At 70.2% G+C, this 12,991-nt stretch carries 10 protein-coding genes; 5 read left to right on the top strand and 5 right to left on the bottom strand.

From position 1 onward, the window contains the following. Nucleotides 1-9 precede the first annotated feature (9 nt). A complete protein-coding gene (locus tag BM252_RS27585) occupies nucleotides 10-807 on the top strand; it encodes a spermine/spermidine synthase domain-containing protein (protein ID WP_093390875.1) in 798 nt (265 codons plus the stop codon). A 306-nt stretch (nucleotides 808-1,113) separates the two neighbouring features. Beyond that, the gene (locus BM252_RS27580; protein WP_093390874.1) at nucleotides 1,114-3,585 is read left to right on the top strand and encodes a TonB-dependent receptor plug domain-containing protein; all 2,472 of its coding nucleotides are present in this window, start codon (nucleotides 1,114-1,116) and stop codon (nucleotides 3,583-3,585) included. Nucleotides 3,586-3,632: 47 nt separating this feature from the next. Here BM252_RS27580 and pdxR read toward each other — a convergent pair whose 3' ends face one another. Further along, nucleotides 3,633-5,123, bottom strand: coding sequence for a MocR-like pyridoxine biosynthesis transcription factor PdxR (gene pdxR / locus BM252_RS27575; RefSeq protein WP_093390873.1), 1,491 nt, complete (start codon nucleotides 5,121-5,123; stop codon nucleotides 3,633-3,635). A gap of 116 nt (nucleotides 5,124-5,239) precedes the next feature. Between pdxR and BM252_RS27570 the strand changes: the two genes are divergently transcribed. The 3 genes from BM252_RS27570 (at nucleotide 5,240) to BM252_RS27560 (ending at nucleotide 7,256) form a co-directional block, all read left to right on the top strand. Next, nucleotides 5,240-5,938: a pyridoxamine 5'-phosphate oxidase family protein gene (locus BM252_RS27570; protein WP_093390872.1), complete on the top strand. Its 699-nt coding sequence runs from the start codon at nucleotides 5,240-5,242 to the stop codon at nucleotides 5,936-5,938. 252 nt (nucleotides 5,939-6,190) lie between these two features. Beyond that, on the top strand, nucleotides 6,191-6,712 hold the full coding sequence (locus BM252_RS27565) for a GNAT family N-acetyltransferase (protein ID WP_093390871.1): 522 nt from the start codon (nucleotides 6,191-6,193) through the stop codon (nucleotides 6,710-6,712). Between the two features lies 1 nt (nucleotide 6,713). Then, nucleotides 6,714-7,256: a GNAT family N-acetyltransferase gene (locus BM252_RS27560; RefSeq protein WP_093390870.1), complete on the top strand. Its 543-nt coding sequence runs from the start codon at nucleotides 6,714-6,716 to the stop codon at nucleotides 7,254-7,256. A 27-nt stretch (nucleotides 7,257-7,283) separates the two neighbouring features. On the opposite strand, the gene BM252_RS27555 is transcribed toward BM252_RS27560, so the two are convergent. Genes BM252_RS27555 through BM252_RS27540 form a run of 4 tightly spaced genes read right to left on the bottom strand, consistent with a single transcriptional unit; the run spans nucleotide 7,284 to nucleotide 12,985 of the window. Then, nucleotides 7,284-8,987 (bottom strand): hypothetical protein, encoded by a 1,704-nt coding sequence (locus tag BM252_RS27555; RefSeq protein WP_093390869.1) that lies wholly within the window; start codon nucleotides 8,985-8,987, stop codon nucleotides 7,284-7,286. After that, nucleotides 8,984-11,059: a hypothetical protein gene (locus BM252_RS27550; protein ID WP_093390868.1), complete on the bottom strand. Its 2,076-nt coding sequence runs from the start codon at nucleotides 11,057-11,059 to the stop codon at nucleotides 8,984-8,986. Before BM252_RS27550 ends, BM252_RS27555 begins: the two co-directional genes overlap by 4 nt. Continuing rightward, on the bottom strand, nucleotides 11,043-12,098 hold the full coding sequence (locus BM252_RS27545) for a hypothetical protein (protein ID WP_093390867.1): 1,056 nt from the start codon (nucleotides 12,096-12,098) through the stop codon (nucleotides 11,043-11,045). The genes BM252_RS27550 and BM252_RS27545 overlap by 17 nt, the downstream gene beginning before the upstream one ends. Next, the gene (locus tag BM252_RS27540) at nucleotides 12,092-12,985 is read right to left on the bottom strand and encodes a DUF58 domain-containing protein (RefSeq protein ID WP_093390866.1); all 894 of its coding nucleotides are present in this window, start codon (nucleotides 12,983-12,985) and stop codon (nucleotides 12,092-12,094) included. The genes BM252_RS27545 and BM252_RS27540 overlap by 7 nt, the downstream gene beginning before the upstream one ends. Nucleotides 12,986-12,991: the final 6 nt, after the last annotated feature.

Here is a 12,991-nt window from a genome sequence, read left to right as displayed (position 1 = left end):
ACTACGCCCATGTCCAAGAAAACCGCCTCCCCCACCGCCGCCGCGCCGGCCAGCGCCGCGCGCTACGACCAGCCCGGCCACCCGCCGGCCACCACCACCCAGTTCCAGGGCGTGCGCTTCCTCCACCTGGGCACCTCGTGGGTGCAGGGCGCGATGCGCCTGTCCAAACCGGACGCCATCGAGCTCGAATACGTGCAGATGATGATGATGTGGCTGCTGTTCCAGGAACGCCCGCGCCACGTCGTCCAGCTCGGCCTGGGCAGCGCCGCGCTGACCAAGTTCTGCTACCACCGCCTGGCCGAGGCGCGCGTCACCGCCGTCGAGCTCAACCCCAACGTCATCGCCATCTGCCGCGCCCAGTTCGGCCTGCCGCCCGACGACGAGCGCCTGGCGGTGCGCGAGATGGACGCCATGGACTTCGTGCTCGACCCGGCCAACCACGGCACGGTCGACGTGCTGCAGGTCGACCTGTACGACGAGGAGGCGCGCGGCCCGGTGCTCGACTCGCCCGAGTTCTACCAGGCCTGCCACGACTGCCTGAGCGCCGACGGCATCATGACCACCAACGTGTTCGGCGACTTCCCCAACTACGACAAGAACCTGCAAGCCATGGAGCAGGTGTTCGACGCCGTCGTCTGGCTGCCCGAGGTGCACGACGCCAACATCGTCGTGATCGCCTTCAAGCGCTCGCCGCTGCTCGACTTCAGCCTGCTCTACGAGCGCGCCGGCGCCATCAAGACGCGCTTCAACCTGCCCGCCAAGTCCTGGGTCAACGGCCTCAAGGGCTGGATGCTCGACCAGCAATAGGCGGCGCCGGCGGCGGCAACAGTCGTTGCCGCCCCGGCAAGACTAGCATAAAGGCATCCACCCGCCGCCCCCTGGCGGACTCGACTTTCCGGCCGGCGGTCGATCAGGGTAAGGGATTTCCCCGTATAACGCACGCAATATTGCAACTGGTGCACATAACACAACACCGCGCCGCAAACCCCTTGGCCGGCAGCAATCGCACACTGTAGTATTTTCTCGGCGGCGAGTCACCCTCGCCCGTTCAGCGTCAAAGCCGGTCACCCATTGGCTGCATGTTCAGATAAAAACCATACGAGAGAATGACACATGACTACAGCACACCGCAGCACCGCCGCCCCGCAACGCCTCCCCTTCCGCCGCACCCTGATCGCCTCCGCCCTGCTGCTCGCCGCCGGCCATAGCTGGGCGCAAAGCGCCGCCGACAGCGCGCCGGCAGCCGAACAAACCGTCGTCGTGCTGGGCTCGCGCTCGGTGGCCAAGACCGCGCTCGACACCTCGGCCCCGGTCGGCCTGATCAGCCTGAAGGACATGCAAACCGCCGGACCGCTGGAACTGGGCAAGCTGCTGCAGACGCTGGACCCGTCGTTCAACTTCTCGACCACCTTCATCAGCGACGGCTCGGACATCATCCGCCCGGCCACGCTGCGCTCGCTCGGCCCCGACCAGGTGCTGGTGCTGGTCAACGGCAAGCGCCGTCACCAGCAGGCCCTGGTCAACGTGCAGCAGACCATCGGCCGCGGCTCGGCCGGCACCGACATCAACGCCATCCCGCTTGGCGCGATCCACCACATCGAGGTGCTGCGCGACGGCGCCGCCGCCCAGTACGGCTCCGACGCGATCGCCGGCGTGATCAACATCGTGCTCAAGTCGCAGGTCAAGGAGACCACCCTGAGCGGCACCGTCGGCACCACCTCCGAGGGCGACGGCGACACCTATTCCGGCAGCGCCAACACCGGCTTCGCCCTGGGCCAGGACGGCGGCTTCATCAACCTGACCGTCGAGGCGCGCAAGCGCGGCGAGACCAACCGCGCCGGCCCCGACTCGCTGCGCGTGCAAGGCGCGCCACGGGTGACCCAACACATCGGCGACAGCAACGCCAAGGACGCCTACCTGTGGTGGAACGCCGCGCTGCCGATCGACAAGGCCAGCGAGTTCTACGCCTTCGGCGGCCTGTCGCGCCGCAAGGGCGACGCCTACGGCTTCTACCGCTCGCAGGGCGACGACCGCACCGTGCCGTCCGAGACCCACGCCGACGGCTACCTGCCCAACATCCACACCACCGTCAAGGACGCCTCCTTCGCCTTCGGCTACCGGCGCGACCTGGCCAACGACTGGAAGGCCGACATCAGCATCAACCACGGCGAGAGCGAACTCGACTTCCACGAGTCGAACAGCATCAACGTCAGCTACTGGTACGAGCCGAAACCGGGCGGCGCGCCGGGCCAGATCTACGGCGAGTCGCCGCGCGAGGCCGACACCGGCAAGCTCAAGTTCACCCAGACCACCTTCAACGCCGACGTCAAGGGTCCGGTCAAGTTCGGCGACGGCACCGTGTTCGTCGCCACCGGCTTCGAGTACCGCAGCGACAACTACCAGATCGAGGCGGGCGACCCGGTCTCCTACCAGTACGGCCGCACCAACAACCCGGCCATCGTCATCAAGGGCCAGAACGGCAAGACCGCCGCCTCCGGCATCCAGGGCTTCCCCGGCTACACGCCGGGCACCGCCGTCGACGCCGGCCGCCACAACATCGCCCTGTTCCTCGACCTCGAACACAAGCCGGTCGACCAGCTGACCGTCGCCGGCGCCGTGCGCTACGAGAAGTACTCCGACTTCGGCAGCACCGTGACGGGCAAGTTCAGCGCCCGCTTCGACCCGAGCAAGCAGATCGGCTTCCGCGGCAGCGTCTCGACCGGCTTCCGCGCCCCCAGCGTGCAGCAGGCGTTCTACAGCTCGGTCTCGACCAACCTGAACAACGGCGTGCTGACCGAGACGCTGACCGCGCGCCAGGGCAGCGCCGTGACCCAGGCCTTCGGCATCGCCCCGCTGAAGGAGGAGACCTCGACCGGTGGCAGCATCGGCATGGTGCTGCGCCCGGTGAAGAACTTCTCGATCACCGCCGACGCCTACCAGATCAAGATCAAGGACCGCATCGTGTTCTCCAGCGAGGTGGCGCCCGAGGCGAGCGGCAGCGGCCCGATCGCCAACATCCTGAAACCGCTCGGCGTCGGCCAGGCGCAGTTCTTCACCAACGCGGTCGACACCAAGACACGCGGCCTGGACATCGTCGCCGAGCACACCACCCGCCTGCCGGCGTCGACGCTGGTGCTGTCGGGCCAGCTGGGCTTCAACAAGACCGAGGTCACCAAGCGCCACTCGACGTCGTCGGTGCTGACCGGCGAGCAGCTGTTCGACCAGTCGCAGGTGACGCTGATCGAACGCGGCCAGCCACGCAAGCACCACGTGGTGGCGGCCGACTACACCAGCGGCCCGTGGAACCTGAACACGCGCGCCAACTACTACGGCGAAGTGCAGGCCTCGAACTTCAGCCCGCTGCACACCTGGGACGCCAAGTGGCTGGTCGACGCCTCGGTGCGCTACGCCTTCAGCAAGCGCACCTTCCTCAGCGTCGGCGCCAACAACGTGTTCAACACATTGCCGTCGGAATGGACCAACGGCGGCGACTTCCCGAAGATCGGCTTCACCCGCTGCTGGGAAACCTGCCCGATCGGCGTGAACGGCCGCTCGATGTACATCCGCGCCGACACGGCGTTCTAAGCTAGTTCCGTCGTGCCGTAGTTCCGTAGTGCCTCCGCGCCGCAGCGTCAACCGCTGCGGCGCGGCCGGTTGGCGCTGTAGGCCGCCAGGTGCAACAGCGCCGCCAACCGCCTGACCAGTCCATCCATCCGCTCCGCCGGCACCTGCGCGTAGCCGAGCATCAAGCCCCGCCAGTCCGAACCGCCCTCCCCCGCATGGTCGCAGTGCGCGCTCAGCGCGTGCGTCACGATGCCCAGCTCCAGCGCCTGCGCGGCGATGCTCGTGTCGCACAGCGCCGCGTCGGTGAAACGCAAGGCCAGGTGCATGCCGGCCGAGCCGCCATGCACCAGCGCCACCGTCCCCACATGCTCGCCCAGCGCCGCCGCCAACGCGTCGCGCCGCTGCCGGTACAGCCGCCGCATGCGCCGCAGGTGCAGGGCGAACTGGCCGCTGCGCAGGAACTCGGCCAGCGCCAGCTGCTCGGCGACGCGGCCGCGCGCGGCCGACTGCGCGCGCATCGCCGCCAGCGCCGGCGCCAGGCCCCTGGGCACCACCACGAAGCCGATGCGCAGCGAGGGGAACATGGTCTTGCTGAAGGTGCCCAGGTAGAGCACCGGCGCGTCCGCCGCCAGCCCCTGCATGGCCGCCAGCGGCGGACCGTCGTGGCGGAACTCGCTGTCGTAGTCGTCCTCGATGATCAAGGCGCCGGCGGCGCGCGCCTGTTCGATCAGCGCCAGCCGGCGCCGCAGGCTGAGCACGCTGCCGGTCGGGTACTGGTGCGACGGCGTGGTGTAGATCAGGCGCGGCGGACGGGCCGCCCAGTCCTGCGGCTGCGGCGCGATGCCGTCCTGGTCGACGGCGACCGGCTCGACGCGCAGGCCGGCGGCGCGGAAGGCGGCCAGCGCGCCGGCGTAGCCGGGGCACTCCAGCCAGGCGGTGTCGCCGTGGTCGGCGAAGGCGCGGGCGCACAGGTCCAGGCTGCTCTGGGTGCCGTCGGTGATGAACACCTGGCCGGCCTCGCACACCACGCCGCGCGAGGCGCGCAGGTGGTCGGCGATGGCCTCGCGCAGCGCCGCCTCGCCGCACGGCTCGCCGTAGTTCAGCTGCGCCACCGTCAGGCCGCGCCAGGCCCGCTCCAGCATGCGCCGCCACAGCGCCAGCGGAAACTGCTCGAGCGCCGGCACGCCCGGCATGAAGGCGGCCATGCTGTCGCTGATGCCGGACATCGGGCGCAGCTCGCGGGCGCGCGACGACAGGCCGGCGTGCGGCGCCGCCACCGCCGGCGCGGCGAACTCCGGCGCCAGCGCGGCGACGATGGTGCCGCCGCGGCCGGTGCTGACATAGCCCTCGCAGGCCAGCTGCTCGTAGGCATACAGCACGGTGTTGCGCGCCACGCCCAGCTCGGCGGCCAGAACCCGGGTGGCCACCAGGCGGCTGCCGGCGCCCAGCGTGCCGTTGCGGATCGCCGCGCGCAGGCATTCGTGCAGCAGGCGCTGGCGCGGCCAGCCGCGCGCGCGGTGCTGCTCGGTGAAGGCGGCGATCAATAGGGCGTAATCCACGGGGTGTGCTCCATTCATGGCTCCAAAAAATGACACAACGCTGGATCTGTCGACAGAGCCAGCGGGCCATTATATTGCCTACTTCACCCTTTGTAGCCACCCATCTGGACACCACCATGACCGACACCGTCGCAGCCGACACCGCAGCATCCGCAGACACCACCACCTTCGCCGGCGCGCCGAGCGAGCGCACCCGCGTGCGCCGCGTCGCCGAGAACGCCCGCTACGACGCAGCCACCGTGCGCGCCATCGTCGACGACGCCTACCTGTGCCACATCGCCTTCAGCGACGACAAGGGCAGCCACTGCATCCCCACCGCCTGCTGGCGCGACGGCGAGCACCTGTACATCCACGGCTCGAACGGCAGCCGCATGCTGCGCCGCCTGGTCGAGTCGGACATCTGCGTCACCATCACCCACCTCGACGGCCTGGTGATGGCGCGCTCGGCCTTCAACCACTCGATGAACTACCGCTCGGTGATGATCTACGGCCGTTTTGAAAAAGTCACCGACGAGGCGCACAAGCGGCGCACCATGGAGAGCTTCATGGACCGGCTGGTGCCGGGCCGCCAGGCCGAGGTCCGCGCCGGCAACGACAAGGAATACGCCGCCACCACGGTGCTGCGCATCGCGCTGGCCGAGGCGGCCTGCAAGGTGCGCGCCGGCGCGCCGACCGACGACGCCGAGGACATGGCCTGGCCGGTCTGGGCCGGCGTGCTGCCGTTCGAGCGCAGCCGCCTGGCGCCGCAGACCGACCCGGCCTGCGCGCTGGCGGTGCCCGACTACGTGCAACGCTGGAGCGAGGGCGCGCAATAAGGGCCTGAGTTGAACCCGCGCCAGCGGCGGACGCGCCGTCTGCCTGGCGCGGGCTTGCATTCGACGACGCCGGCCCCACTTTGCAGCAATACATAATCCCATCCCAGCCAAGCATGGGCAACAAGCTATTTTAGTAAAGGAAATGTGCTATGAGCGACGACCAAAAAACGACCGAAATTGTACGGAAAGAATCGATGAGAAAAATCGATTTCTTGTTCACTGATCAGGCAGTACCCATATCGTAAAAAACACATGTTAAGACTCAAACGTATCAACAAAAACAACTGGGAAGATTGCGTCGCCCTGCGCGTCTCGCGCGAGCAAAAAAAATTCATCGCCGCCAATCTCTACTCCATCGCCGAAGCCCAGTTCCTGCCCGGTTTCAAAGCGACTGGCATTTACCTCAAGCAAGAGATGATCGGTTTTGCCTTGTATGGAATCGATCCGGATGACGGCAATTATTGGTTGTATCGACTGATGATCGACAAAGCCCAGCAGCGACAAGGCCATGCCCGGATCGCTTTGCAGGAGATCATCAAGACCCTGGCGAAAGGGACTCCCGCAGCCCCGAAGCTGATGGTTGGCTATCACGTCGACAATCTGGCGGCCCATCGTCTGTATGAGTCCGTCGGTTTTCGCGCCGAGGGACTGGCCCCGTGGGGAGAAAAAATCGCCGGATTTCATCTTGCGTCGCCACCCCTAGCATTGGAGCGCCCACGCTCCGCGCAGCAGGGTTTATCGCGTTCGAAAAACGTCGACTTTCCGGGGGTGTAGTATGGTGCTCATCGAAAACGATTCAATCCAACTGCGCCCGATCGCAGCGACGGATCGCCCGTACATCCAGGCCGGCCTTTCCGATGCCGCAGTGCTGCGCTACTACGGCATGCGCTTCGATGCGCCGGATGCCTTCGAGGTTCAAATGGACTGGTATCGATCCATCCAAAAGACAGGCAGCGGCCTGTGGCTGGCGGTGGTCGACGCGTCTAACGGAGCATTTCTCGGCGCGCTGGGTTTTAGCGACCTTTGCGAGACGGATCACCACGCGCAGCTCGGCTACTGGTTGTTGCCGGCTCATTGGGGACGAGGCGCAATGCGCGCGGCGCTACAAGCCTTTGTGCCATATGTGTTTGCGCATTACCGCATCAATCGCCTCTGGGCCGAAGTCGAAACCGAGAACATCGCCTCGCTCGAATTGCTGCGATCACTTCGCTTCACCGAGGAGGGCATCCATCGGGAATGCGAACATCGGGATGGCCGGTACATTTCCGTGGCGCACTTTTCGTTGCTGCGCAGAGAGCTGGGCAACGCCCTACTCTGAGGCGATAAGCAAGGGCCTGCCCTTCGCCTAACGCTGCTCGCGCCACCACAACGTCAGCATGCACAGCGCGAACAGCAGTGCGAACGGCGCCGCCGGCATGGGTGCGCCGTTCGCGGCAGCGGTGGCCTCCGGGCCTAGCCTGGGGTTGACGGGGGCGTTGGCGGCGCCGGTGGCCACAGCCCCCGCAGCGCCGGCAACGACCAACGCCGGCTTCGCCTCGCTGCGCGCGGCATAGCGCGCGGTGGCGTCGCGCCGCAGCGCGCGCTGCCAGGCCGGCCAGTCGCCGGCGGCGTAGATGTATTCCATGCCCTCCTGGCCGGCGCTGGCGAACTTCTGCCAGCCGGGCGCGCGCGGCCACAGCGCCACGCAGACGGCGTCGGCCTGCTCGGCGCGCGCCTGCCATCTGGCCGCCGCCATGCCGTCCAGTCGCACCTCTTCCCCCGGCTTGAATCCTTGCCCGCACAATTCGCTGCGCAGGCCCGGCACCGGCATCGGGTCGGGCAGGCGCCAGGCGCTCTTTTGCGTGGCCGGCAGCGCCGCCCGGTCGAGCAGCTGCTGCCACCACAGCGACAGCGGCTGCGGCGCGCTGATGACGTAGCGGTGCCAGTCGGCCACGCCCAGCCACAGCACGCGGCCACGCTGCCAGTCGCGCTGCCACAACCAGGCTTGCTGTTTGTCGTCGCGCGCCGCCGCCGTCCAGGCGGCGCCGGCAGGCGCGTCCGGGTTCAGGCCGGCCGGCGTCAGCGCCAGCGCGGCGCCGTTGATGCTGAACTGGCGCATGTCCTCCTTCTCCGTGGTGGCCGACTGCGGCCGCAGACGCAGGCCGAATTCGCGCTGCCACAGGGCGGCGTCGGCCGCGTTCGCGCCCAGCACAAGCAGGGGCGCGCCCTGCGCCACCTGAGCCAGCAGCGCGGCGCGCGCGGCCGGGTTCAGATGCTCGACATAGGCGGCGTCGACCAGCAGCAGGTTCGGCTGCGTCAACGGCACCCGCGCCGTCTCGCTGCGGGCGATGGCCTTGCCCAGCGTGAGCTGCCAGTCCAGCACGGCGTCGCCCTCGGCCAGCAACTGGTTCAGCGCGCGGGCGTCGAAGGACGGCGCGTCGAAACGGCCCAGCACCTGCAGCGGCGCGGCGGCCACCACCTGCAGCGGCAGCGGTCCGGCGGCGATGGTCTTGCCGGCGGCGTCGAGCAGGCGCGCCTGTAGCAGCATGGCCTCGGCCAGCGGCGGCAGCCATTGCAGCGAGAGCTTGTCGGTGGCGGCGGCGGCGCGCGCCTCGGCCAGCAGTTGGCCGTTCTCGGCCAGCAGTTGCAAACGCCAGCCGGCCTGCGCCTGGCCGCGCCGGACGCTGAACTGGAACATGCGGCCCAGCGCCACGCGGCGCGGGAAGTCCAGCCACAGCAGGTCGGCGTCTGCCGCCGGCTTCCACTGCAGCGGACGGGCCGGCAAGTCGCGCCACTGCGCCTCGCGCAGGCCGTCGCCGCGCAACAGGATGGCGCCGGCCTGCGGTACGGCCAGCAGCGCCGCCTCGCTGGCGTTGCCGGCGGCGTCGGTGCTCAATGTGATGTTGGCGGCCACGCTGCCGGACTGGCGCAGGTCGGCGAACATGGCGGCCAGCGCCAGTGCGGCCAGGACGACCAGCGCCAGCTCGATCCACTGGCGCCGGCGCGCGTAGAACAGCGCGCTGAGCGCGCCGACGGCCAGCACGGCCAGACTGGTGATGCTGGCCGTCATGGCTGCTCCTTGCCGCGCCAGGCGCGGCGGAATGGGGTGTCGGCCTGCGGCTGCGCCTGCAGGCGCACAGGCGCCTCGGCCAGCGTGCCGCGCAGCCAGGCGCGCAGCACGGCGCGGCAGGGGACGCAGCCGTCGGCCACGTCCTGCACGGCGCGCTGCGCCGCCAGCTTCTGCTCCTGGTCGGTGATGCGGGCGGCGATGATCTCGCGCGCCGACTTGCTCCACAGCGCCGGCAGCGTGCCGTCGCCGGCAAGCGCCAGCACCAGCTCGCGCACCTCGGCCGGCGCGGCGTCGACGGCGCCGCCCTGGGCGCGCTTGTAGCTGAGCGCGCCGACCATGTCGCCGCTCATGCGCTTCTCCTCCTTCAGCGCCGGCGGCACGAAGGCGGTGCGGTGCAGGTAGACGCGCTCGGCCTGCTGCAACTCCTTGATCGCCGCCAGCGCCTTGTACTCGGGTGGCAGGGCCGACTTCGGCGTGATGGCGCGCAGCGACTTCTCGGCGTCCCACATGGCCGCCAGCGCGCGCTTGAGCAGCGCCTTGGTGGCCGGGTCGAAGATGGTGGCGTTGTCCTCCTGGTCGTGGGCGTGGCCGAACTCGGCGATGATGGCCGCCTCGGCGCCGCGCTTGGGCGCGCCGGGTTCGCCGCCATGCCCGCCGCCGTGTTCTTGTTCTTGTTCGTGCTCGTGCTCGTGCTCTTCGCCGAACAGGCTGGACTCCTCGCCGAGGAACATGCCGTAGCGCCGCCGCAGCTGCGCCTGGTCGGTGGCGATGGACTCGCTGCGCTCGCGCAGCGTGGCGCGCGGCATGTTGGGCTTGGCCTGCAGGTCGGCCAGCAGCTGCTCGGTGTCCATGATGATCTGGCGCTGGCTGCGCAGGTTCTCCGGCTTGACCATCGACGGCAGCGCCGTCGCGTCCAGGCTCTCGGCGGCCGGGCCGGGCAGGCGCAGCGTGTAGGTGGGCGACTGCGTGGTGTGGGCGTGCTCGGGCGCGTTGTCGGTGGCGCGCACGAAGAAGTACAACTCGTCGCCCGGCTCCATGCCCAGCACCGCCAGCGTCCAGCGCTTCTGCCAGTTGCGCACCTTGCGGTCGGCCGACTCGGGCAGCGGCACCTCGCGGTCGCTGAAGCGGACGTTCTCGCCGCTGCCGCGCGCCAGCGTCATGTGCAGGCTGGCGCGCACGATGGCGTAGTCGTCGCGCGCGCTCAGCTCCAACTGCACGCCGCCGGCGTCGGCCGGCAGCACGGTGATCAACTCGTTCGGCGCGACCACGTTGACCTGCGGCGCCTGGTCGGGCCGCACCCGCACGTTGTAGCGCGTGCCGGCCTTGCCACGGGCGCGCCAGAAGATCGACTCGCCGGCGCGCCACTGCGCGCAGTCGGCCGTGACGGGCAGCGCCTGGCCGTCGCTCAGCTCCACCACCGGCTGCGCGCCGACGGCGTTCTTGACGCACCAGCGCACCGCGGAATACTGCGGCACCTCGATATCGCGCGCGGCCGTCTCGAAGGCGGCCACGCCGGTGTAGGCCGGCGGCGCCACGCGCAGGTAAACATCGCCGTCGACGATGGCGCGCGCGGCGGCGGCGGCGGCGTGGCCAGCTGCGGCGCCGGCCTGGTGGCGCTGCTGCCAACCCCAGGCGGCGCCGGCCACGGCCAGCGCCAACAACAACGGCAGCAGTGCTTCCACGGAGGCGACCGGCGCGCGCACGCGGGCGATGGCGCGGAAGTCGTCTGGCCCCAGCGCGCTGGCCAGGCGGACGCGCAGGCGCTCTTGCTGTAGACGGGCGATCGGGCTGTCGACGGCGCCGGCCAGCAAGGCGCTGCTGTCCTCCAGCGCGGGCACGGCGGCGTCCAGCCATGCGGCCCACTGCGCGCCGACGCGGCGGCGCCAGCGTGCCAAGTCCCACAACAGCCAGGCGGCCCACAGCAGCGGCGCGGCCAGGGTGTAGGGGCGCGCGGCGGGCAGCCACAGCGCGCAGGCCAGCAGCGGCAGCAGCGTGGCCAGCCAAAGCGGCGCGCGGCGGCGCAGCACGGCGCGGCGCAACTGGCCGCGCAGGAGGTCAGCGGCGTCGCGCATGGGTGAGTATCCGTTCCAGTGAAAACAGCGCCAGCAGCAGCCAGCCGATCCAGGAGGCCGGGCTGGCCTCGACCGGCACGCCGACGCCGCGTTCGGCGGCGAACGCCTGCGCCGGCGCCGGGTAGTCCGGCGCCGCTCGGTCCAGCGCGTTCAGGGTGGCGAAGATGGCGCGTGCCGTCTCGGCGTCATGCGCCGGCCAGGCGTCCGAGGCCCACAGCCGCCCGCGCGCGCTGTCGGCGTAGCGCAGCTTGATGCCATTGATGTCCAGCGTGGGCGCGCCGGCCAGCTCGGGCGGCGTTGCGCCGCCACCGAACCACCACAGCGGCGCGTGCCAACCATGCGGCGGCAATTGCGGCCGGTCCCAGACGATCAGTTCGGTGGCGGCGTCGGGCTCGTCGGTCAAGACGTAGCGGTCGTCGGCGCCGGCGTTGAAGGCGGCGAACAGCGCCTGCCAGGCAGGCGCGCGCGCCGCCGTGGTGGCCAGCGCGACGCGGTGTTCGGCCACGGTGGCGGCTGGCGCGGCGGTGGCGACAGCAGGCGCTGGCCTCAACTCCAGCCGGACCGCGTGGGCGAAACGCGGCAAGCGCGCCGGCATGGCGACTTGGCCGGCGTCGGCCAGCACCAACACGCGGGCGTCGCCGCGCCACTGGTACTCGTGCTGGCGCAGCCAGGGCAGCAAATGCGGCAGCGCCTCGGCGGCGATCTCCTCACGGCGGGCGGCGCCGAAGCCGGAGGCGGCGATGCGCTGGCCGGCCCAGGCCTGGTCGACGCCGCGCGCCAGCAGCACGGTGTCGCCGCGCCACGGCAGCACGGTGGCGGCCAGCCAGGCGATCAACGCCAGCAGCAGCAGGCAGCGCAACAACAGCAGGAGCAGGTCGCGCCAGCGCCACACGCGCAATTGTTCCGGCGCGGCGGCCGGCAGGAAGCGCGCGGTGGCCAGCGGCTCGGCCTTCAGGCGTTGGCGCTTCTGCCGGTGCCACCAGATCGGCAGCAGCAGGACGGGCAGCGCCAGCCACCACAATGCTTGAGTACTCAACATCTTGCGCGCGCCCCCGCCAGTTGCAGCCAGCTGCGCAGCACCAACGCCAGCGGCTGCTCGATGCGCGCCTCGCAGCGCACGATGTCGTGCTGGCGGCAGCTGGTGGCCAGCGCATCGAAATGCTCGGTTAACGCCTGGCGGTAGGCCTCGCGCTCGGCCTGGCCCATGCGGTGCAGGCCGTCCGGCTGCTCGGGATCGCGGTAGCCGGCGCCGGCCTTGAAGCTGGCGTCCACCTCGGCCTGGGTGCGCAACGCCAGGATGCGCACGTCGTGCTGTAGACGGCGCAGGCGCAGCAGCGCCTCGCTCAGCGGCGACGGCCACTCCAAGAAATCGCTGACAGCGAAGATCAAACTGGGCGCGCGGGCGAAGTGCAGGTTGGCGCGCAGCGTCGCCTCGTCCGGCAGCGCGCCCTGCGCCTTGACGCGGGACAGCTGCGCCAGCACGCGCTGCAACTGGCGCGGGCCGCGCCCGGCCGGGGTGAACTCGACGCGGCCGCCACCGCACATCACCAGGCCGAAGGCGTCGCCCTGGCGCTGCGCCACGGCGGCCAGGCAGGCCAGCATAGTGCGGGCGAACCACAGCTTGTCCAGTCCCGCCACCTCGCGGCTGGGCTCGGCCATCGAGGCGCTGGCGTCCAGCCACAGCCAGACGGCGACGTGGCTGTCGCGCTCGGCCTCGCGCACGTAGTAGCGGTCGGCCCGCGCCAGCAGCTTCCAGTCGACCCGGCGCCACTCGTCGCCCGGCGCGTAGGCGCGGTACTCGGAGAACTCGACGCCGGCGCCGCGCTCGCGGCCGGCGTGCATGCCGTGGCCGAGACCGGCCAGCACGTGGCGGATGATCAGGTTCAAATCGGTGGAGTGCGCCACCAGGGCCGACGTTTGCAGCATGCGCGG

The organism is Rugamonas rubra (assembly GCF_900114705.1).
Taxonomy (GTDB): Bacteria; Pseudomonadota; Gammaproteobacteria; order Burkholderiales; family Burkholderiaceae_D; genus Rugamonas; species Rugamonas rubra.
This window is presented reverse-complemented; position numbering and strand designations above follow the sequence as displayed.

Bases quoted from the DNA above. Each gene is read 5' to 3' on its own strand.
- BM252_RS27550 (WP_093390868.1), bottom strand. From the start codon at position 11,059: ATGCGCGACGCCGCTGACCTCCTGCGCGGCCAGTTGCGCCGCGCCGTG.
- BM252_RS27565 (WP_093390871.1), top strand. From the start codon at position 6,191: ATGTTAAGACTCAAACGTATCAACAAAAACAACTGGGAAGATTGCGTC.
- BM252_RS27585 (WP_093390875.1), top strand. From the start codon at position 10: ATGTCCAAGAAAACCGCCTCCCCCACCGCCGCCGCGCCGGCCAGCGCC.
- BM252_RS27580 (WP_093390874.1), top strand. From the start codon at position 1,114: ATGACTACAGCACACCGCAGCACCGCCGCCCCGCAACGCCTCCCCTTC.
- BM252_RS27555 (WP_093390869.1), bottom strand. From the start codon at position 8,987: ATGACGGCCAGCATCACCAGTCTGGCCGTGCTGGCCGTCGGCGCGCTC.
- BM252_RS27560 (WP_093390870.1), top strand. From the start codon at position 6,714: ATGGTGCTCATCGAAAACGATTCAATCCAACTGCGCCCGATCGCAGCG.
- BM252_RS27540 (WP_093390866.1), bottom strand. From the start codon at position 12,985: ATGCTGCAAACGTCGGCCCTGGTGGCGCACTCCACCGATTTGAACCTG.
- BM252_RS27545 (WP_093390867.1), bottom strand. From the start codon at position 12,098: ATGTTGAGTACTCAAGCATTGTGGTGGCTGGCGCTGCCCGTCCTGCTG.
- BM252_RS27570 (WP_093390872.1), top strand. From the start codon at position 5,240: ATGACCGACACCGTCGCAGCCGACACCGCAGCATCCGCAGACACCACC.